The following is a 21,502-nucleotide window of genomic DNA, read 5'->3' on the forward strand; positions in this document are numbered from 1 at the left end:
ATGATACAGATAAAGGACATTAAAAAAGTTTACAACGGTGTTATTGTAGTAAACATTCCGCAATTGGAGATACGCAAGGGCGAAAGCATTGGCCTGGTTGGTAACAACGGTGCCGGCAAAACCACTTTGTTCCGTATGATGCTTGATCTGATCAGGCCCGAGGGTGGGCAGGTAATTTCGGAAGGTGAATTGGTTGCCGGTGGCGAAAACTGGAAAAACTACACGGCTTCTTACCTGGACGAAGGTTTCCTAATCGACTACCTTACCCCCGAAGAGTATTTTTATTTCATCGGAGGCTTGCACAATCAAACCCACGCGCATGTTGATGATTTTTTAAACGGCTATACCGAGTTCTTCAACGGCGAGATCTTAAAGAAGGGCAAATACATCCGCGACCTGTCAAAAGGTAACCAAACCAAGGTGGGCATCGTAGCCTGCCTGCTGCAAAAACCCCAGTTTTTAATGCTTGATGAGCCTTTCGCCAACATCGACCCTACTACGCAGTTCCGCCTTAAAAACCTGTTAAAGGAGGCCAATCAACAAGGTGTAACCACGCTGGTATCAAGCCACGATTTGAATCACGTTACCGATGTATGTAACCGCATTGTGTTGATGGAAAAAGGTAAAGTTATTAAAGATATGGCCACCAGTTCGTCAACCCTGAATGAGTTGGAAGAATATTTTGCCATAGGGCAAACCAGTGCGCCGGTGGTAATTGAAGAAACGAAAGAAGATTAATTTTTTGTCATTGCGAGGAGGAACGACGAAGCAATCGCACGTTGCAAAGTTCGCGATTGCCACGCTACGCTCGCAATGACATGTTTTGTTATATATGCTTGTAATTCGCGAAGCGACCATAAACGACGCAGAAACTATTAAACAACTGGCCCATGAAATATGGTGGCCAACCTACGGCCCTATTTTGGCTAAAGACCAGATAGAATATATGCTTGCCAACCGCTACTCTACCCAAGAGCTGGCCCGGCAGATAGGCGACCAAATACAAAGCTTTTTACTATTAGAAGAAGACGGCACACCCCTGGCCTTCGCGGCCTACAGCCCAAGCGACAACGATGCTGATACATACACCCTGCATAAACTTTACCTGCTGCCCGCTACACAAGGTAAAGGTTACGGCAAGCTGCTAATTAACACGGTGGCCGATAAAGTGCGCCAGGTGGGTAAAAAAGTGCTTGAGCTTAATGTTCACCGCCAAAACCCGGCGCGATCGTTTTATGAAAAAATGGGCTTTACAATTGCCTACGAGGTCGATATCCCGATGGGGAATTACTTTTTGAATGATTACATCATGCGGAAGGAGTTGTAGCTTCCACAATACCGTCATTACGAGCGAGAACGAGCGTAGTAATCCCCGAGCGAGGTCATCATCAGATGGCAACTTGTCGCTTGGGGATCGCTACGCTACGCTCGCGATGACGTGGTGGATTGGTTTCTCCTACCGCTCCAACTTCGCTACCCTCGTTGGTGTATCTTTCCCTGCTACAATCCCTCTTGAACTTAGCGCGATAGCTTTTATAGTAGCTACAATGTTTTTTACATCCAGGCTGCTAAACTCATCTTTTACGCTGTGGTAAAGCTTGTCGGTGTCTATCTGGTCTGTTGATATGGAATGAGCCGGCACTCCTAACCGTGCAAGGGTTGCGTTATCGCTGCGGTAAAACAGGTTTTGCTCGGTGTATGGATCGGGGTAAAATTTAAAGGCTGTACCTTCCAGGTTCTTTTGCAGGATGGTTCCAAAATCCGAACGCTCAAAGCCGGTGATAAATGCAGAGTTCTCGCCAAATTTTGATGCCTTGCCTATCATCTCGATATTAAACATCGCAACGGTTTTATCGGCATCTACCTGTTTCGAGAAATATTGCGAACCGTAGCCACCAATTTCCTCGGCTGTAAAAGCCACAAATATCAGCGTGCGTGCGTTGTTGTTTAGGCGCTTAAAGTATTTGGCTAAGCTAATAACTGCGGTGGTGCCTGTAGCATCGTCATCGGCTCCATTGGCGATGCTATCGCCCTGCATAATACTGCTGCCCTTTACAATACCCAGGTGATCATAATGGCCAGAGAAGATCACAAACTCTTCCGGCTTGCTTTTGCCGGGGATCACACCTGCAACGTTGGCTAATGGTAAGGTTTGTGTTTTAGCTTCAAAGTTTACATTATAATCTTTCACATCACCAAAGTCGCCCAGCACAAAAACCACGGGTGGGGCGGGCTGAGAAGATGAAGTAGTACCTCGCTGAGCAAAGGCGCTCAAGCGTTTAAAAAACGTTTCAAACTTATTGTCAACTAACACCAATTGTTTTTTGCCGTTACCCATCAGGGCGCGATACTCTTTCTGCAGATCCATATCTGCGGTAACTTTAACAATCTCGGCACCGGCACCATTCCAGGTAAATGAGTTTGCTGAAAAAGCCGCCACATGATCAGCTCCTACCAAAGTGCCATTGATCTTAACATCGCCACGCAGTGGGGTTGATTTGATCATCGAAAAACTTTGAAGAAAACCCGGGTTACCCGGTAGTGGACTCAACCCAATCGTTTTAAACTCATTTTCGATAAACTTAGCCGCTTTTTCAATACCCGGCGTAAAGGTAGCACGGCCCTGCATATCATCGGCTGATAGGGTTTTAATAATACGCTCTACATCGGCCTGTTGTATCAGCCTGTCCACGTCCTGTCCAAAGCTGTAGCTTGCTGTTGCTACTAATGCTGCAATTGCTATAATTTTTTTCATATCCAATTATTTAACTTTTGATGATAACCAACTGTTACGGAACGCCAACTGATCGGCAGTGGGTTGCTGACCGGCTTGTTCCATTGTTACAACCTCTAATGTCGGGTTTTCTTCCAGTTTCAACATAACGCGATGCTGCCCGCCACGATTAGTATAAAAAACGCTCAATTCATCGCCCGGCTTTTTGGCGGCAACCATTTCGGCAAACGACGCGCCGTCGGCAACATCTTTACCATCAACCTTAATGATCACATCACCCGCGTCAATACCTGTTTTATAAATTGGCGAACCGATAGGACTATTGGTGGTAATAGCGAACCCTGCGCCAACCGTACCTGCCTGGCCCGAACGGCCACGAAGCGCTCCTGAAGAGATACCTGTCCACGCTTTACCCGGCTGTGCCTTGCGCACTACGTAGCCGGCCTTGGCCAATAAAGCGGTATAATCATTCTTCTCAATGCCATTGATGTAGCGGTTAAAAAAGTCGGCCGCAAACTTAGGATTATTGGTAAAAGTGGCCAGTACCTTTTGCAGATCCTGCACGGTATACGGCTTCATTTTTTTGCCATGCGCCAGCCATACCGCTTTCATGTAATCATCCAGCGTTAGTTTAAACTCGCTGCGCAGGCGCAGGTCAAGCGCCAGCGCGGTAGCGCCACCATAGGTGTAATAGCTGGTAAAAGTATTGGTGTAGTTGTTTACATCAACAGATACGCCGGCATCCGAAAATACGGCTGTGCGACTAGCCTGTACCGGCGAATATCTGGCGGCGCCAGGCGTGTTCAGCGCCGCGTTAACCAGTCCGTTAAGGGTAAAGCAATAACGTTCGGGCGTGTAAAAGCCTGCACGGGTTAATATCATTTCGCCATAATACTGAGTAAAGCCTTCGGCAAACCAAAGCTCATTGCTCATGTTGGCACGCTCAAAATTGAAAGGCTCCAGCGTTTTAGGGCGAATACGTTCAACATTCCAGCTATGAAAAAACTCATGCGAGAAAGTACCCAGCATGTTTACTTCGTTGCCGGCAATTTTATCGGCCACATCAACAATATTGGTGGAGTTGCGGTGCTCCATTCCATCGCCCGAATTTGTTGGATAAACATCATGCAGGAATACGTAGCTGCCATTGTCAAAGGTCGGTAGTTCGCCAAATACCTGCTTTTGCTCGGCAACAACTCTTTGTACCATGGTGCCAAAACGGTCAACCACCTGCTGTTGATCACTTGTATGCGAAGCTATGCTCAGGCTTTGTTTTTTACCATCGGTGTTTACATCATCCCACCTCGTGGTTTTATGATTTGACAGCTCGACAGGGCTATCCATCATATATTGCAGGTTGGGGGCCGAATATACGTTTCCGCCTTCGTGCTTTAACTGGGTAGCTACCTTCCAGCCGTACTTTTCAATACCCGAAAACTCAAATTTCATCAGGCGCTGTTGCTGATCGGGATTGGTTACAAACATAAAACTGGCGGGCATGTTCAGGTGCGCGTGGTACTCGTCAATGCTGGCGTAGGTGCCATCCGTCCAGTTACCAAACAAGGTATAGCTTACTTTTACTACTTCGGCATGGTCTTCTATCACATACAGGTCGCCCTCCAGTTGCTTTACAACCAGCGGCGAACCGTCAACATTAAACGCTTTAACATTATACACGTTTTTACCAAATTCGTGCGTGGCATAGCGGCCCGGCGAGGAACGGCTTACGCGCAGGCGCAGATCGCCCGAAGGGGCTTTGGTAATAGTCATCACAATTTCGGCTTCGTGATGCGCGGCGTTAGGAAAAGAAACAGCGTAATGTATAGGCGGCTCGGGCTTTTGCGCAAAAGTTGCGGGCGCAAGCATTGCCAAACCTATCAGGGTTGCATAAAATTTTTTCATTGAGGGTCAGCTAATGTGGCGGTAAATTAGCATAAATGGGCGATAAATTAAAATCGGGTTTAGTTGAACTTCGAGCGGATAATAATGAATTAGTTAATCAGCAAATATTAAACTAGCTTTAAACATCATCACGCACACAACATGAGCATAGAAGAACAAATAAAAGATCATATCGCCACCCAACCCGAAGCAAAACAAAAGGAGATACTAACCCTACACCGCCTGATGCTTGACATATCCCCCGAAGGTAAGTTATGGTTTGATAACGGCAAAAACGCCGAAGGCAAAACCGTTGCCAACCCCACCATTGGCTATGGGCACCAGATTATAAAATATGCGGATGGTAAAACAAAAGACTTTTTCCAGGTTGGGATAAGTGCCAATACCACCGGCATATCTGTTTACATATTGGGGCTGGCAGATAAAACTTACCTGGCCCAAACCTATGCCAAGCAACTGGGCAAGGCCAGCGTAACCGGCTACTGCATTAAATTTAAAAAGCTGGATGATATTAATATAGCTGTGCTTGAAGCTGCTATACGTTATGGACTGGAAGCCACTGCCGTGCAATAGCCTGTCCCGTCAGGAACCGTAGTGGCGCAGCTCGCGGTCGCTCATATCGCTTATACTTCGCTTTCGCCGCTTAATGTCACTGTCCAGGTGATGGTCGTACACATTATCGGTAATGGCAATATCGCGCTGCATATCCTTATCGGCATAATGGTTATTAGCCTGCTGGGTTTTGGCCATAGCCACATCATAAGGCCCTTTAGGCGACATCAGTTTTACAAAAACCGGCAAACATTCAAACAATATAAACAGGTACCCTATAAACGATATAGCCAGGTAGGTATCCACATCGCGCGTACCGTTTTCATTATAGCTTAGCTGGCCCAGGGCCCAGTTACGGTCAGAAAAACCGGCTACGTTTGCCAGGCTGTCCAGTTGTTTATCGGTAAACAGTCGTAGGCTATTTAAACCTTCATAATCTTTTCTGCGGCTTAAATAATCGTCCATGGTTTGCGCATCGGCGGTAACCTGTTTAAGGCGGTCCTGCTTTTCCTGCAAAACGGTTTGTTTTTGTTTGGCATAGGTGCCGTAACCTACAATGCCCGATGTTTGGTTGGTTTTATCGCCAAACACTTCCTGGTTAAGCTGGTAGCGCGAGCGGTTAATATCTTTTTCCAACGAGTCCTTTTCCTTTTTCAGATCGAGGTTTTTGGTCAACTCCATCTGGTATTTCTCGTTATAGGTTTTTTGCAGCGTATCTATTTTATTACGCTGCCCTTTAAGGTATGCGGATTTTAATTTCTGGCGGATCTCTTTATCAAATATCTTAAGCTCCAACGGGCGGGATATAACAATACCAATCATAATAGCCAGCAAAATACGCGGCGAAGCCTGTAAGATCTGCTGGTTAGTGCTGCCCTCTTTATTAATGCTGGATACGATGTAGCGGTCCATATTAAAAATGGCTGTACCCCATATCAGTCCAAACAGTATAGCGAAGCCCACGGCAAAAGCATCGCCGTTAAACACAAAATACATGGCATATCCACCCGAAAGCGCAGCAAAAAGCGCCGTAAAAAATATGGTAGCACCAATGCCTACATACTTATTATGTTCGATAGGATATTTTTTCAGGGTATCAACATGCGCGCCCGAGCAAAACCAAAAAAACCGGGTAACTTTATCCATTAGCAGCTGGCAATTATAAAATTATACCTATGAAACGCACATAGGTACTTATTGTTACAAAATTATTAATGTTTTTGGGCGTAGCCGATAAGTTGGGACGAAAGCCCTGTTTGGTGTGACCAATTGCCCCGGCATAAATGTAGTTATACCGTAAATTAAGGCCCGGAAATTACATTGGTATATAAAAACCGTTACATTTGAATTGTTTAATCAATATTTCAAATCATGCAAGAAATAACCGTACAGGAACTAAAGCAAAAACTAGACAGCGGCGAAGATTTTCAACTGATAGACGTTAGAGAAGATTTTGAGTACGAAACCTCAAACATTGGCGGTCAGCATATTCCGCTGGGCGGCATTTTAATTGAGGCCGATAAAATAAGCCACGACAAACCGGTTGTAATTATGTGCCGCAGCGGTAAACGCAGCGCAGCAGCAGTAATGCAGTTAGAGGCACAAGGCTATACCAACCTGGCCAACCTTAAAGGCGGCATACTGGCCTGGGCTGATGAGATCGATCCGGATATTGTAGTTTACTAAGCCATGGCTAAAAAAATAATCATAAATACCCTTTACAACATCGGCATTTTTTTATGCCTGGCCGGGGCCTACTGGGGTTACACCAACAAACGCTACGAGTTTATAGCCGCAGGCTTATTTGTAGGCGCCATATTTGTGTTCCTTAAAATAAAACTGCTAAAAGAGGTGAAAGCGAGTATGCGTAAGTAAGAGCTTTTACCTGAAAGCGGAAAGACCAAAGCTGAAGGAGGTATCCTTAGGCTTTGGTCTTTTTTGTTTTATTCAATTAACGTCCCATAGGGCTCGTTCTACTTTCCAGTCACCGGCGGTTCGTTTTAAATAAAGGGTATGCCAGGCATTGGTGTTGGGCAGTTCTACAACAACGGTTACATGGTCCTCGTCAACCTGCGAATATTTGAGTTTAAGGTAGCGTATGCGGGTATCCTGCTTAGGTGAGTAATAAATTATTATAGCTGCAGGTGATACTTCCTTTAGTTCTATCTTATTTCCGCCAAAATGCAAATTCTCTAAACCTGCAGATTGCGCATCCTTCACTAATACAATTTTACTCGTCAGTAAAAATTTATCCTCTTTTTGCTGGTGAAGATAATCAAGACAGAGCTGAACGTTTTCGGCTTTAGTGTTTAATGCTGATTTGCAGGATGTAGCCAACGATACTATTGCCATAAAACACACAATTGCCGGCAGCAGATATATCTTTTTCATTTTTTGATAAGGCAGGTTCGTTTTAAACGTTAATATAGTAAAAGTTTGTCGCTACCGCGCCAGACGTTATCAAACTTCAATCAATAAAAACAAAAAAGCCCTCCCGGGGAAAAGGAGAGCTTTTGCAGGCTGGTATCCAGGCCGGGCCCGGATGGTTTACCAGTTTCTTTTTACTTGGCCACGCTCTCGCGGAACCATTTTTTGTGTATAGCCAATTTAATGGCCGATGCTTTGTTGGAGACGTGAAGCTTTTCGTAAATGTTAGCCGTATGTTTGCGTACGGTATGGGGACTAATAAACAGGCGTTCGCCAATTTGCTGGTAGTTCAAGCCATCCACAATGCGCTGTAATATCTCGATCTCGCGGGTTGATAGGATGCTGTCGGCCTGGTCGGCCTCGGGTTTCTCTTCTTCAACCGGTTTGGGTGTGTTACGCAATAGCATCAAAGCCTTCTGTGCAATGCGTGGCGACATGGGTACACCTCCATCATAAACACTTTCGGTAATGGCCTTTAAAATATTGCCAGGCTTTTCGTCTTTTAGCAAATAGCCGCTTGCACCCGCTTGTATTGCCTCAAATAGTTTTTCGTCATTATCAAAAACGGTTAACATCAGGCATAAAACCCCGGGGTAAACTTCTTTGGTAACAGCAACGGTTTCAATGCCATCCATGTTAGGCATTTCAATATCCATTAAAACAACCTGGGGCAACTGGTCGGCGGGTGTGGCTTTCATGTGGGTCAGGAAGTCTTCACCGTCGCAGGCCATTAGTGTTACGTCCAGTTCTTCATAGTATGATAGTTGCTCGAACAGGGTTGTTCTCATCAGTCGCTTATCATCAACTATTGCAATGCGGATGCCCATGATGTTTAAATTTTAAGGGTTAAGTTAAACTATATATAAACTTAATTATTTTTTACATAAAAAGGCTGATCCGGAACGGATACAGCCTTTTACACATTACATCACACCTTATAGCTCAGTAATAGTGCCTGAAAGATAAGCTCTTCAGTAGCGTTTCGCCTTAAACGATCATAAGGCAAATATCATTGGTAAATGCTTAGAAATTAAAGCCTAAGCGTAAGCCTACAAAACCGGCACCGCTGTAACCTTCGTAACGTACACTTGGATCAAAAGCGCCTAGTTTAGCACCAATACCTACCGAGTAAGTAAACTCTGTGCTGCTAACTGATGATAAGCTGCCGCTGCCTGTGCTAGGGATGTAAGTACGGGCTAATGTAAAACCAGCCTCGCCTAAGCCGTACAAGGTTTCGCCCAGCATATGGCGGTAACCTGCTTTAATAGGGATGTTTAATTGTGCTTTGGTATTAACACCGGTCATGCTTTTTGGGATAAAAGCCATAACACCGGTAGTACCAGTAATTGCGCTGCTTTCGTCAAGCTCATAAGCTAAACGTACTGTTGCGCCTGCGCCTACGTTGTAGGCACTTGACCATGAACCAACCGGAAGGGCACCTTCAACGCCAAGACCAAAGTGCAGGCCCTGAGCAAACATTTTTGAGGTTGATAATGCTAATAGCACAACCACTAAAAGGGTAAATTTTGTTTTCATTGTAATTTTAGTTAGGGTGATTGATGAATTGTTTTTTGTCAACTATTTGACAGTGCTAAACTCCCTCATTTTTTACCCCCCGGCAATAATACAAATGCAGTATTTTTAATAACATATTATTGCATATTATTGTAATCCTAACTAATAGCCAAGGCTTTAGTATAACTGATAAATTAAACTTACTACACAAACCGGTATATTTAATACGCAGTATTTATATATGAAGAAGCTCCTGATACTATTTTTACTATTGCCCCTGCTAACGGCCGCTCAAAGCAAAAAAATTGACAGCCTTAAAAAAGCTATGGCTACAACGCCGGCCGACACTACCAAGGTTAATATTGGTTACGAAATAGCTTTTGAACTACTGGGCATGGCTCCCGCCGACGCGGAAAAAATGGTGGACGAATCATTCAAGCTATCGCAGAAAAGCGGTTACCAAAAAGGCATTGCCGTTTACTACTATTTTCAATCTATACAAAGCTCGTTGCGTGGCGACTTCCCTTCCCTTAAGCTTAATGCCGAAAAAGCCCTGGCAGTTGCCACTAAAAACAATATACCTGCAACACAAGCTTCGGCTTTAAATAGCCTGGGCATTTATTATTGGCAAACCGGCAACTATTCCGAATCAATTAAACGACACCTGGCGGCTCTGAATATCAGGGAACGCATAAAAGATGAATCGGGTGTAGCCAAGTCACTGGGTAACCTGGGGCAGGTTTATATGGATAATGGCAAATATGCCGAGGCGCAACGTTACTCGCTACGCTGCCTGGCTTTGGGGCAAAAATTACAGAATGGCTATATTCAAATTGCGTGCCTGCACATATTGGCCAATATTGCCAGCGCGTCAAAAAACTACGCGCAGGCTTTAAAGTACGATGCGCAGGCGCTTCCGCTTTGTTTGGCTGATAATAATAAGCGCGGCCTGTCCCAAATCTATTCAAACATGGCACATTGCTACGTTGCTATGCGCGATTTTGATAAGGCACTAAAATACCAGATGGAGGTACTAAGCCTTGACATGTTTTTTGATGATAAAAAGCAGATAAGCGACACCTACCTAAACATAGGCGAAATTTACAAGGAGAAAGCGCAATATCCCGAAGCGGTAAACTGGCTGAAAAAATCGCTATCCCTGGCCGAAGAAACACAGTACACCAAAGGCCGTAAAGACGTTTGGTACATGCTGAGCACCGTTTACGAAAAGCAAGGCGATTACAAAAACGCTTTAAATGCTCACCAACAATATCAAAAAGTGAACGAGCAACTGGTAAACGAAACCAACGACAAGCAAATAGCCCTGATACAAACCCAATACGAAACCCAGAAAAAAGAGCAACAGATCAAGCTGCTTAATAAAGAAAACACCATTCAGAAGCTATCCATCACCAGCAAAAACCGAAGCATTGCTTTTATTATTGGCTTTTTTGTGTTTGCTGCTATAGTTGGCGTTTTATACTACAATCGCGCCAAGCTAAAACAGGAAGCTATGTTACAACAGGAACGCATAGAGCAACAGGAAAACCTAACCCAAGCTATTATTAGCGCCGAAGAAAAAGAACGCAGCCGTATAGCCAGCGATCTGCATGATGGCGTGGGTCAGCTGTTTTCGGCCGTTAAAATGAATTTAGGGGGCTTGCTTGACCGGGTAAAGATAGAGCGTGAGGAAGATCGTTTCCTGGCGGAGAAAACCATAGCCCTGGTTGATGAAAGCTGTAAGGAAGTACGCGTAATATCGCACCAAATGATGCCGAATATGCTGTTACGCTCGGGCCTGGCAAGCGATGTAAAAAGCTTTATTGAGAAGATAGACTCGGAACGCTTAAAAGTAAATGTTGAAACTACCGGCTTTAAAAACAAGCTGGAAAGCAACGTAGAAATAGTACTGTACCGTGTTATACAAGAAAGCGTAAACAACGTGATTAAACATGCGCAGGCCAGCACCCTTAATATAAATTTACTGCGCGACGCTGACGGTATTAGCGCCACTATTAGCGATAACGGCGTTGGCTTTGATACGGCTGCCGTTGATGGTTTTGAGGGTATTGGCCTTAAAAACATCGCTACGCGCATTACTTACTTAAAAGGGACAGTTAAATACATTTCGGCTCCGGGCCGGGGTACTACCGTAAAAATCTGGGTACCTGTTATTTAATTTATTTTAAGTAAATTGTATGATCAATTATACTCCCTAAATACCCCTTAAACCATTGATGAAAAAAATCCTTTTCTTATTGCTGCTTGCACCGGTTACTATGTTTGCTCAAACCAATCCGGTGGATAGCCTTAAATCCCTCCTGGCTAAACTCCCTGCCGATACGCAAAGAGTTAAAACTTTGAACGAATTAGCATGGGAGCTTATTGATACACGTGCTAACGAGGGCATTAAATACGCTAACGAGGCCATTACGTTAGCTCAAAAATTAAACTTTAAAAGAGGATTGGCTTATGGTTATTTTAACAGGGGGCAAATGTATTTCAGCATTAATAAAGCCGATTCGAGCAAATTAGATTATATAGCTACTATTAAGCTTTTTAAAGAGATAAATTATTTAAAGGGCCTGGCTTCAGTATACCAATCAATGGGTACGATACTAGGTATACAGGGTAAACATCCTGAAGCTGTAGTCTACTATCAGCAATCTGCTGATATTTCTGAAAAACTTAAAGACGATGCCGCCAGCGCCGGCTGTTTGACACTTTTAGGCAGTAATTACTGCATGATTGATAACTTTGAACCTGCAATAGCAGCTTATAAAAAAGCCCTGGCTATCCGCACGCGACTGAAGGATGAGCTTGCTATTGCGAGGACATTGGGTGGTTTAGCTATCGCTTATCGTAACAAAGGCTCTTATTATAAGGGCGATAAAAAAAGTTATCAGCAAGCTGTTCAAACTCTATTACAGGCAAGAGCCATCTTTGTAAAACTTGGTGATCCGTTAATGCTTGCTTTTGCTGATAAAGAAATTGGTATAACCTATGAATTTTTGCACCAGTATAAAGATGGCCTCCGATACCTGCTTGCGGCCGAGGGCCAGTTCAACAAAATGGACTCCAAACGAGAAACAGGTTCCTTGTATAAAAGCATAGGTAATTGTTATTTTGGCCTTAAACAGTACCCCCAGGCAAAAATTTATCTTGAAAAAGGCCTTGCGGCATCTATCGCCGAAAAACATCAGTTACACACCGCAGAATCATATGAACGGCTTTATGATTATTACAAAGAAATAGGCGACGTGAAAATGAGCTTGTATTACCTGGAGAAAGGCACAGAGGCCCGCGATTCTTTAGCAACACGCCTTAATTATGAAAAGCTGTCAGAAGTAACCACCAAATTTGAAACCGAGAAAAAAGAGCAGGAGATAAAACTGTTAAGTAAAGAAAACACCATTCAAAAACTGTCTATAGCCCGGCAACAAACCATTGCAGGCATAATAGCCGGTGTATTGATCATCGCGTTATTAGTTGGTGGATTATTGTACAATCGCGCCAAGCATAAACAAAAAATCATGTTGCAGCAGCAAATGATCAGGCAGCAGGAAGAGCTTACGCAGGCTATTATAACCGCCGAGGAGAAAGAACGCAGCCGTATCGCCAGCGATCTGCATGATGGCGTAGGGCAGCTGTTCTCGGCCGTTAAAATGAATTTGGGCGGCCTGATGGATCGTGTGACCATCGTGCGTGAAGAGGACCGTTTCCTGGCGGAAAAAACCATGGCACTGGTTGAGGAAAGCTGCAAAGAGGTACGTGTAATATCGCACCAAATGATGCCCAACATGTTGCTGCGCTCGGGCCTGGCAAGTGATGTAAAGAGTTTTATCGAAAAGATAGACTCGGAACGCTTAAAGATAAATGTAGAAGCCAACGGATTTAAAAACAAACTCGAAAGCAACGTAGAGATCGTATTGTACCGCGTTATCCAGGAAAGCGTGAACAACGTTATTAAACATTCAAAAGCCGATAAGCTTGATATTAAGCTTGACCGCGAGGCTACAGGCATCAGCGTGCTGATAAGCGATAACGGCGTTGGGTTTGATACTAACCAGAAAGGCCGGTTTGAAGGCATAGGCCTGAAAAACATTGCAACCCGGGTTGAGTATCTGAAAGGCACGGTGGAGTATGATTCGGCACCGGGCAAAGGCACAAGGGTTAAAATTTGGGTGCCGCTGACATAAACAAAAAAGCCCGGTGCAATCGCATCGGGCTTTTTTGTTTATGAGCTTAATACTATAAAGAAAACTGTTTCAGTATATCTTCTTTGTTATCCAGTTGTTCAAACTCCGAGTTTTTGCTGATATACTCAGGTACGATCTCTTTCATTTTGTTAACCAAAGCCATCTTGCTGTTCTCTTTGTTAAGGTCAAGCAATTCATTTATATCATCAACTACCTGTTTGTATGGGTAGGTAATTACTTTAGCTATCTTGATCTTTTCGTGGTGAGTTGGTAAGGTGTGTTCGCCGTGGTTCAATAGTTCTTCGTATAATTTCTCGCCTGGTCTTAAACCAGTGTAAATTATCTTAATATCTCTGTCAGGCTGTAAGCCGGCCAGCTTGATCATCTTTTTGGCCAGGTCTGTAATTTTTACAGGCTCGCCCATATCAAAGATAAATATCTCGCCACCCGAGCCCATTGTACCGGCCTCTAACACCAACTGTACCGCTTCGGGTATGGTCATGAAATAACGGGTAATATCAGGGTGCGTAATAGTTAGCGGGCCACCTTTTTGTATCTGCCCCTGGAAACGCGGGATAACCGAACCGTTTGAGCCCAGTACGTTACCAAAGCGGGTTGTAATAAACGCAGTTTTTGACGGGCGGCTCTCCATACTCTCTCTTAGCGATTGTATGTAGATCTCGGCAATACGTTTAGTGGTACCCATAATGTTTGATGGGTTAACCGCTTTATCGGTAGATACCATCACAAACTTCTTGGTGCCAAACTCAATAGCCAGATCGGCAATGTTTTTGGTGCCCTGTACGTTGGTTTCAACCGCTTCGGCAGGGTTCTCTTCCATCAACGGCACGTGTTTGTAAGCAGCCGCGTGGTATACCACTTCCGGATAGCATTCGTTAAACAACTTCTGCATCCTTTGGTAGTTACGTATATCGCCAATAAATACTTTAGTAGCAATATCCGGGAAACGCTCTTCAACCTCTAAACGTATCTCGTGCAAGGGCGATTCGGCCTGGTCACATAATATAACCAGGGCAGGGCCATACTCCATTACCTGCTTCACAATCTCGGAACCGATGGAACCTGCAGCACCGGTGATCAGTACACGTTTACCCGCCAGATCTTTTGAAATACTGGTAGTATCAATTTTAATTGGCTTGCGTTGCAGCAAGTCTTCAATTTTAAGGTCTTTTATCTGGCTCAGGTTAAGTTTACCGTATATCCATTGGTCGGCAGGTGGTACGGTTACTACTTGTATACCTAACGCAAGGCACTCTTCAAGCGCGGTTTTCTTCTCTTCTTCGGCTAAATGATTATTCAGGATAACCAGTTTATCGATATTGAATTTCTCTTTAAGCTTAGCCAGTTTATTAAATGAGTAAACCTTAACGCCGCCTATCTCCTTATCAATTTTGTTCGAGTTATCGTCAACAAAACCTATTACCGAGAAATTTGCTTTAGCACTGTTTTCAAGCGCTTGTTTCACTAAAATGGCATTGTTGTCTGATCCGTAAATTACAACAGCTACCTTTTTAACGGTTGAATAATTAGTGATGTAAAAAAAGGTACTCTTTACCGATGTACGTAACAGGATAAGCAAAGCGCTGGATACCGAGAAGTTTACCAGCAAGCCCAGGCTAAGTGTAAAAGTGTCTGTAGGGAATTTAAAGTTAACTACAAAGGTAACCACCACCAGGTATATCACCGTGCTCAAAAATACCGAGCCGAAAATGCGGAGCATATCGCGGGTGTTTGAATAACGGATAAGGCCGGTGTGTATACGCATAGCGTACATAACCATTGCTGCAATTACGCAGTACAGTGCCGTATATATAAAGAAGTATCCTCTTAGTATATTAGTAAACTCAAAGCGGTTTACTATAAAATATGATGTAGAGAAAGACCATGTTACGATACATAGATCAAGTATCATGATCATCCATCGGGGGACTACTCTATTAAAAAGTATATGTTTTTTCATAGCAGCTGTTTAGCATCAAAATGACTTAGCCAATAAACTACAATATTGTATTCATTTTGTTTTATTAGATAACAAAAATACAATAAAACATTTTGATTATTACAATTTTACGAATTTTTAGCCCACCACTTATTAATTTAAAGAAATGATATCTTTAAATAATAAGACCGGTGATATATAAAAATACTATTAATTAAACAGATTCGACGTTTTTTACCTGCAAAACGTTTTTCAGGGTATTTAAAACTCTATCTAACTGTTCCTCAGTCATGTTAGATCCCGAAGGTAAACATAAGCCGTTATTAAACAACATTTCGCTGGTACCGTCAACATAAGCAGGGCATTTAGCAAAAATTGGCTGCAAATGCATCGGTTTCCACAACGGGCGCGATTCGATGTTCTCGGCCTCTAAAGCCAGGCGTATGGTTTCGCGGGTAATGCCGTTATTTTTTGCCGGATCAACCAAAATAGTGGTTAACCAGCGGTTGCTTTTGTAACCCTCAGGTTCGGCCCAAAAGGTAATGCCGGGGGTTTCGCCAAAGTTTTCAAGGTAAGTATCGTAAACTTTGCGGCGTTGTGCTATGCGTTCGTCAAGCACGGTCATTTGCCCACGGCCTATCGCAGCGCAAACATTGCTCATGCGGTAGTTATAACCTATATGCGAGTGTTGATAGTGCGGGGCAGCATCACGGGCCTGGGTAGCTAAAAAACGGGCTTCTTTAATATACTTCTCATCATCGGATATTAAAGCACCACCACCACTGGTAGTAATAATTTTATTGCCGTTAAATGATAGGATGCTCATCACACCATAAGTACCAACAGCTTTGCCGTGTATGCTTGAGCCCAGGGCTTCGGCAGCATCTTCAACTACCGGTATGTTATAACGGTTTGCTATTTCCATGATGCGGTCCATCTTAGCAGGCATGCCGTACAAGTGGACAGGGATAATAGCTTTGGGCGTTTTTCCTTTTTTTATTCTGTCGATAATGGCCTTCTCCAGCAACTCGGGATTCATGTTGCAGGTTTCGGGTTCGCTATCTATAAATACAGGGGTGGCTCTTAAATAAGCAATTGGGTTTGCCGATGCCGAGAAGGTAAGGCTTTGACATATAACTTCATCGCCGGCACTAACACCAAGCATAATAAGAGCCAAATGTAGCGCAGCAGTACCGGCACTTAAAGCAGCAGCGTATTTTGCACCTGTATATTGTTCCAGATCGTATTCAAAGCCATTAACATGGGGCCCAAGCGGAGCGATCCAATTAGCTTCAAATGCTTCTTGTACAAATGCAAACTCCTGCTGACCCATGTGCGGGCTTGAGAGCCATATTTTTGTATTCATTAGATTGTATTATTAGGGCCATTATTAATTTACCGCACCCACCATACAGTATAATACCTGCATGTATTTAATTTTTAACCAGCAGTATTTATCTGTGTTATAACACCTTCACAAAGGTGTGAATTTATACGCAAAATAACTATCAATATAATTTTATTAACTAAAAATATATATCAGGTTAATGAACGGAGCGGTAAAAAGCTGTAAGTCAATATAACGTTACCTTACGGTTGATATCTTGCTTAATACAGTTGTACAATTTAACCAAAAAAATTAAACTTATATGCCTTGGCGTATATTTTTTCGCAGAAGTTTCAATAAATACCTACTTGTAGGTATTTGATTTCTGCAGCCGGTTAATTATAAGTTTAATATTATTATTTAATATTTTAATGCTAAACCGGCACCGACATCAGCCTGTCGCATTTTGAAAAACCCAGGCCGGCTTTAAAGTTAAGATGAGCACTTATGTCTTGGTTACCTTTCAGCCATTCTACCAAAGCCTTCACAATGTTACCGCCAGACTCATGCGTGAACGGATACCCGCCGCCAAATCTTGGGTTTAGTTCCAACACATATAACTCGCCATTGTAATCAAACACGTCACAATCTAAATTACCAATATGTTTAAGCTCGGTGCCTAGCTTTTTGCCTATCGCGCTAAAGCGATCATCAACCACCGAAACAGATTTATCAGTTTCGCCGGCACGCATGGCCAGTTTCTTTTTAGCGAACGACGCCACGAAATTACCTTGCAGATCGTTCAGCACATCCATACCGTGCTCCTGGCCGGCAAGTTTTTCCTGTATCAATATCGCATGATCAATATCGGCCTGGCTGGCATTGGCTAGTATGGTTTTGCTTAGGCGAAGGGTTAACAACTCATATGCCTGCTCTAACTCCTCTTTGCTCTCCGGAAACTCGATACCTATGGAAGCACTGCCCCATCGCGGTTTAATTACCAGTGGAAATTTTAAGTCGCCGGTTTCAATAGCTTGTAACGCTTTATTAAGGTCGATAAAAGTTTTTGGGGTGTTAACGCCAATCTCTTCTAAAAACTGGGTGGTCAGCCATTTATCAAAGCTGATATCAATAACCCGGCTATCCGAAACGATAACGGTTACACCAAGTTCTTCAAACTGATCTTTTACAGCCGACAGGATAGGCAGTTCCAGATCGTTTAACGAGATGATACCTTTTACATTATGCTCTTTACAGATAGCTTTTAATGAATCGATATAATCATCAGCATATATAGAAGGCACTTTAACGGCTACGTCAGCATCAACTAATGCCGGGGCGTTTAGCTGGGCATCGCTGGCAATAACTTTGCCTTCGCCGTTTAGGGCTTGCTTAAAATAATTTACCAGGTAATTTCGTCTGCCTGCGCAGGTAAGTAATATGTTCATGATCAATTATTTTTTCCAGTCCTTACGCATTACGGCGTGTATATAAAGGTCCTGGTAGGCGCCCACGCAGTAATAATGTTCTTTTAATACAGCCTCGTTAATAAAGCCGTTACGCTCGTACACCTTACGTCCGCGATCGTTTGACGGGATGGTATACAGGTATATTTTATTTAAATTTTGTTCGGTAAAGCCGTACTCCAGCACGGTTTGTATGATCTCGTTGGCCAGGCCCTGTCCCCAGTAATCCTTCTCGCCAATGGTAATATACATTTGCGCGTGACCGTGTTCTTTGGTTATATTTAACAAACCTGTCATGCCTATCAGCTTATCATCACCCTTGTGCATGATAGAGAAATGCTGTTTGGTTTTATCCATCAAGCCCTGGTCAAACCATTTTTGGGTTTTGGCCAGCGATAGCGGGTAATCAAACATTAAAGTTTTGCGGGTTTCGGGGTCATTAACCCATTTCACTCTCGACGGAAGATCTTCGCGTTCAAGGGCTCTTAAGTAGATTCTTTCTTTATCAAGCATTTTCCTGTGGCTTAGTTTTCATGGTATCATCGGTATAGTCGGCAGGTAAACCGCGGGTCCACCCTTTTACTACGCCATCTTTACCGTGTATTCCTTTTTTATAAAACAGTTGTACAAAAGTGTTCCATATTATTAAGAAATAATAATAGAAATTACGATTTCGCACATAATAAACATCAACTACAATTCGCTCATCCCACGACAGGTAATTACCACCTGATGTTTGCGAAAGACCGGTTAATCCCGGGCGGATCTTGGCACGTACCAGTTCCCAATCGGCATAATGGTTAATGTGGAAAGTAAGCGCCGGGCGCGGACCAACAACACTCATATCGCCCCTTAAAATATTAAAAAATTGCGGCAGCTCATCTAGATGATACTCCCTGATGAACTTGCCAATTTTGGTAAAACGGCTGTCATTAGTGTAAGAGCGATACTTGGCGCCTACTTTATCGGCCCCAACAATCATTGATCGGAATTTGATCACTTTAAAAGTTTCGCCATTTAAGCCGGTACGTTCCTGGAAATAAAACATCGGCCCGCCATCAGTCAACTTAATAGCAATACCTACCACAATCAATATTGGCGATGTTAGTATGATAAAAAACAGCGAAAGCAGCACGTCAACCGTACGGGTAAGTGCGTCAAACACGGCCTTATTGGGTAGCGGCTTGTTTTGCTTCAGCTCGTTTACAACGTCGTCTTTCAGATACTTCAGATCGTCCATTATATTAGTAAAGTTTACTTTTATTAATAACGTTTATTAGCGGCTTGCCCTGGTAAAGGTTGTTTATGTTTTCAACAGCATCATCCAGGTGTGGCATTTTGTCTTTTAAAAAGCCGGCCCTGTGTGGCGACAGTACCAGGTTACTCAATTCATGAAAATTGAATTTAGATGGGTAATTCACCTCCTGGCCCGGTTTAGGATAATCATACCAGGTATCTAAGCCGGCGCCTGCGATAACGCCATTTTTTAGGGCGTTGTAAATAGCTTCCTCATCCAGCAATTGCCCTCTGGATACGTTTACCACAAAACCTTCGTTGCCCAAAGCGTTTAAAAATGCTTCGTCAACAATGCCGGTTGTTTGCGGGGTTAGCGCCGCGGCCACAAATATGATCTTAGCTTTTTGTGCCAGTTCGGTTTTTTGATCAGGCGTGCCTATCCATTCAAAACCGGCGTCTTTATGCTTTTCAGGCGTGTTTACAATGGCATGGTATTTACAATTAAAACCGGCCAGCATTTGCTTTATTTTTTGGGCGATAGCGCCGAAGCCAATGAAACCCACATTCTGGTTCATTAACGTTACCGGCGGATAAAAACCTTCGGTAGTGCCTTGCTTAGGGCGGGCCCAGTTACCTTTGCGCATTTCGGCATCATGGTAAGGCAGCATACGCAGGATAGATAGCATTAAACCCACTGCCTGTTCGGCCACTACAGCGGCGTTACTGTGCGAGTTGCAGATGGTAACGTTATACTGATCAAGCAAAGCAAAGTTAACACGGTCAACGCCCGTCCATGGCACCTGGATAGCTTTCAGGTGTTTGGCGTTGGCCAGTACTTTCTCTGTAAAAAAGTCGCCCAGCAAAACGTGAATTTCATCTTTTTGCAGCGCTTCAACAATGGCGTCTTCGCTATAAGTTTTTGGGTCGATGATGTTGATCTCGTCTGATACAAAACCTGCTCTGAAATAGTTCAGATCATCATCAAAATATTTTTTGGTGAGTAAAACGTTCATAGCCTTATAATGAATCTGCAAAAGTTATCAATCGGTCAACACCTTCTTTTATCTGCTCGGTAGTGTTTACCAGCGATATGCGGCAGTGATCGTCAAAATTCTCGCCGAACGAGTTGCCGGCCAATACTGCCACCTTCTGCGCTTTTAAAAATTCGATGGTAAACTGGTCGCTCGTCATACCGGTTTTTGATATGTTCAGGAAACCAAAAATACCGCCGGTTGGCTTAACAATGCTTAGTTTTTTTGATGAGTTGATCCTATCGTAAACATACTGCGCGCGATATTTCAGATCAGCCTTAAAATTCTTTAAAGTCTCGGCATTATTTTTCAAACCCTCAATAGCCGCAAACTGCGTAAACTCGGGCGTGTTGGTGTTTATTTGCTGATTGATCTTCAGCATTGTTTGGTATATAGCCGTGTTGCGGGTATGCAGGTAACCAATTCGCCAGCCTGTCATTGAAAATGATTTGCTGAAACCGTTGATGGTTACCACATGCTGACCGTCGGTATCAAAAGCAGCCGGACAGGCGAACTCTTCATTGCCAAAATAAACCGGCTCATAGATCTCATCAGAAATAATGATAATGTTTTTGCTGATGCAGAACGCGGTAAGTTCGGCAATCTGTTCTTTTGATAGTATGGTACCGGTAGGGTTATTAGGAAAATTAATGAGTATAGCCTTGGTTTTATCTGTAACCGCGTTTTTCACGGCATCCATATCAATGCTGAAGTCGGTTTTGCTCATATCAATATTTACGGCCTTCGCTTGCGGTTCCGCCAGGTAAATAAGGGGGATGTTACTCACATAGCATGGCGTAAAGTTAATGATCTCGTCACCCGGCTGTAATATCGCAGCAAGCGCCAGGTATAAAGCATTTTTAGCACCTGGCACAACCATAACCTGTGCTGCTGTTGCCTGAATATTATTGGCGGTTTGCAGTTTGTTGGCAACCAGCTCCCTCAATTCGGCAAGGCCATTGGCGGCCGAGTAACGGGTGCGACCGTTCATGATAGCTGCAATGGCGGCGTCCTTAATGTTTTGCGGGGTATCAAATTCAGGTTCGCCTAAACCCAGGGAGATAATTTTTTCGCCTTTTTGTTTCAATTCGGCAATGGTTTTACCTAACTCCAACGATGGCGACATTACCAGACTACTATGCAGTTTCATATA

The 21,502-nt window shown here is 43.6% G+C and carries 20 protein-coding genes; 7 read left to right on the forward strand and 13 right to left on the reverse strand.

Annotated features, from left to right (window positions below):
- Positions 1-738: an ABC transporter ATP-binding protein gene (locus tag AC59JT_RS14000; protein ID WP_497399934.1), complete on the forward strand. Its 738-nt coding sequence runs from the start codon at positions 1-3 to the stop codon at positions 736-738.
- 94 nt (positions 739-832) lie between these two features.
- Positions 833-1,327, forward strand: a complete 495-nt coding sequence (locus AC59JT_RS14005) for a GNAT family N-acetyltransferase (protein WP_497399936.1) — start codon at positions 833-835, stop codon at positions 1,325-1,327.
- A 129-nt stretch (positions 1,328-1,456) separates the two neighbouring features.
- On the opposite strand, the gene AC59JT_RS14010 is transcribed toward AC59JT_RS14005, so the two are convergent.
- On the reverse strand, positions 1,457-2,755 hold the full coding sequence (locus AC59JT_RS14010) for a M20/M25/M40 family metallo-hydrolase (protein ID WP_497399938.1): 1,299 nt from the start codon (positions 2,753-2,755) through the stop codon (positions 1,457-1,459).
- 6 nt (positions 2,756-2,761) lie between these two features.
- Positions 2,762-4,636: a M61 family metallopeptidase gene (locus tag AC59JT_RS14015; protein ID WP_497399940.1), complete on the reverse strand. Its 1,875-nt coding sequence runs from the start codon at positions 4,634-4,636 to the stop codon at positions 2,762-2,764.
- Positions 4,637-4,777: 141 nt separating this feature from the next.
- Between AC59JT_RS14015 and AC59JT_RS14020 the strand changes: the two genes are divergently transcribed.
- On the forward strand, positions 4,778-5,209 hold the full coding sequence (locus tag AC59JT_RS14020; RefSeq protein ID WP_497399941.1) for a DUF1801 domain-containing protein: 432 nt from the start codon (positions 4,778-4,780) through the stop codon (positions 5,207-5,209).
- A 9-nt stretch (positions 5,210-5,218) separates the two neighbouring features.
- Here the strand turns inward: AC59JT_RS14020 and AC59JT_RS14025 are convergent, their stop codons facing one another.
- A complete protein-coding gene (locus AC59JT_RS14025) occupies positions 5,219-6,334 on the reverse strand; it encodes a DUF4407 domain-containing protein (RefSeq protein WP_497399943.1) in 1,116 nt (371 codons plus the stop codon).
- Positions 6,335-6,559: 225 nt separating this feature from the next.
- On the opposite strand from AC59JT_RS14025, the gene AC59JT_RS14030 reads away from it, so the two are divergent.
- Both AC59JT_RS14030 and AC59JT_RS14035 read left to right on the forward strand, forming a co-directional pair.
- The gene (locus AC59JT_RS14030) at positions 6,560-6,874 is read left to right on the forward strand and encodes a rhodanese-like domain-containing protein (RefSeq protein WP_497399945.1); all 315 of its coding nucleotides are present in this window, start codon (positions 6,560-6,562) and stop codon (positions 6,872-6,874) included.
- Positions 6,875-6,877: 3 nt separating this feature from the next.
- Positions 6,878-7,063, forward strand: a complete 186-nt coding sequence (locus AC59JT_RS14035; RefSeq protein ID WP_497399947.1) for a DUF6358 family protein — start codon at positions 6,878-6,880, stop codon at positions 7,061-7,063.
- Between the two features lie 72 nt (positions 7,064-7,135).
- On the opposite strand, the gene AC59JT_RS14040 is transcribed toward AC59JT_RS14035, so the two are convergent.
- The 3 genes from AC59JT_RS14040 to AC59JT_RS14050 form a co-directional block, all read right to left on the reverse strand.
- Positions 7,136-7,579 (reverse strand): hypothetical protein, encoded by a 444-nt coding sequence (locus tag AC59JT_RS14040; RefSeq protein WP_497399949.1) that lies wholly within the window; start codon positions 7,577-7,579, stop codon positions 7,136-7,138.
- Positions 7,580-7,749: 170 nt separating this feature from the next.
- A complete protein-coding gene (locus tag AC59JT_RS14045) occupies positions 7,750-8,442 on the reverse strand; it encodes a response regulator (protein ID WP_497399951.1) in 693 nt (230 codons plus the stop codon).
- A 196-nt stretch (positions 8,443-8,638) separates the two neighbouring features.
- Positions 8,639-9,151 carry a hypothetical protein gene (locus tag AC59JT_RS14050; protein ID WP_497399953.1) on the reverse strand — a complete coding sequence of 171 codons (513 nt, stop codon included), beginning with the start codon at positions 9,149-9,151 and terminating at the stop codon, positions 8,639-8,641.
- 220 nt (positions 9,152-9,371) lie between these two features.
- On the opposite strand from AC59JT_RS14050, the gene AC59JT_RS14055 reads away from it, so the two are divergent.
- Positions 9,372-11,309 (forward strand): tetratricopeptide repeat protein, encoded by a 1,938-nt coding sequence (locus AC59JT_RS14055; RefSeq protein WP_497399955.1) that lies wholly within the window; start codon positions 9,372-9,374, stop codon positions 11,307-11,309.
- A gap of 58 nt (positions 11,310-11,367) precedes the next feature.
- Positions 11,368-13,329, forward strand: a complete 1,962-nt coding sequence (locus AC59JT_RS14060; protein WP_497399957.1) for a tetratricopeptide repeat-containing sensor histidine kinase — start codon at positions 11,368-11,370, stop codon at positions 13,327-13,329.
- 52 nt (positions 13,330-13,381) lie between these two features.
- On the opposite strand, the gene AC59JT_RS14065 is transcribed toward AC59JT_RS14060, so the two are convergent.
- The 7 genes from AC59JT_RS14065 to AC59JT_RS14095 all read right to left on the reverse strand — a co-directional run bounded on the left by AC59JT_RS14065 (position 13,382) and on the right by AC59JT_RS14095 (position 21,499).
- Complete coding sequence (locus AC59JT_RS14065; RefSeq protein ID WP_497399959.1) at positions 13,382-15,310, reverse strand: polysaccharide biosynthesis protein; 1,929 nt, start codon at positions 15,308-15,310, stop codon at positions 13,382-13,384.
- Positions 15,311-15,503: 193 nt separating this feature from the next.
- Positions 15,504-16,655 carry a DegT/DnrJ/EryC1/StrS family aminotransferase gene (locus tag AC59JT_RS14070; RefSeq protein ID WP_497399961.1) on the reverse strand — a complete coding sequence of 384 codons (1,152 nt, stop codon included), beginning with the start codon at positions 16,653-16,655 and terminating at the stop codon, positions 15,504-15,506.
- Between the two features lie 395 nt (positions 16,656-17,050).
- Positions 17,051-18,064 (reverse strand): ATP-grasp domain-containing protein, encoded by a 1,014-nt coding sequence (locus AC59JT_RS14075; protein ID WP_497399963.1) that lies wholly within the window; start codon positions 18,062-18,064, stop codon positions 17,051-17,053.
- A gap of 6 nt (positions 18,065-18,070) precedes the next feature.
- Positions 18,071-18,595, reverse strand: a complete 525-nt coding sequence (locus AC59JT_RS14080; RefSeq protein WP_497399965.1) for a GNAT family N-acetyltransferase — start codon at positions 18,593-18,595, stop codon at positions 18,071-18,073.
- Entirely contained in the window at positions 18,588-19,322 is a 735-nt protein-coding gene (locus AC59JT_RS14085) for a sugar transferase (RefSeq protein ID WP_497399967.1), read from the reverse strand. Before AC59JT_RS14085 ends, AC59JT_RS14080 begins: the two co-directional genes overlap by 8 nt.
- 4 nt (positions 19,323-19,326) lie before the next feature.
- Complete coding sequence (locus AC59JT_RS14090) at positions 19,327-20,331, reverse strand: NAD(P)-dependent oxidoreductase (protein ID WP_497399969.1); 1,005 nt, start codon at positions 20,329-20,331, stop codon at positions 19,327-19,329.
- A gap of 4 nt (positions 20,332-20,335) precedes the next feature.
- Positions 20,336-21,499 carry a pyridoxal phosphate-dependent aminotransferase gene (locus AC59JT_RS14095; protein WP_497399971.1) on the reverse strand — a complete coding sequence of 388 codons (1,164 nt, stop codon included), beginning with the start codon at positions 21,497-21,499 and terminating at the stop codon, positions 20,336-20,338.
- Positions 21,500-21,502 lie beyond the last annotated feature (3 nt).

The sequence above is a fragment of the Mucilaginibacter sp. A3364 genome, from assembly GCF_059690715.1.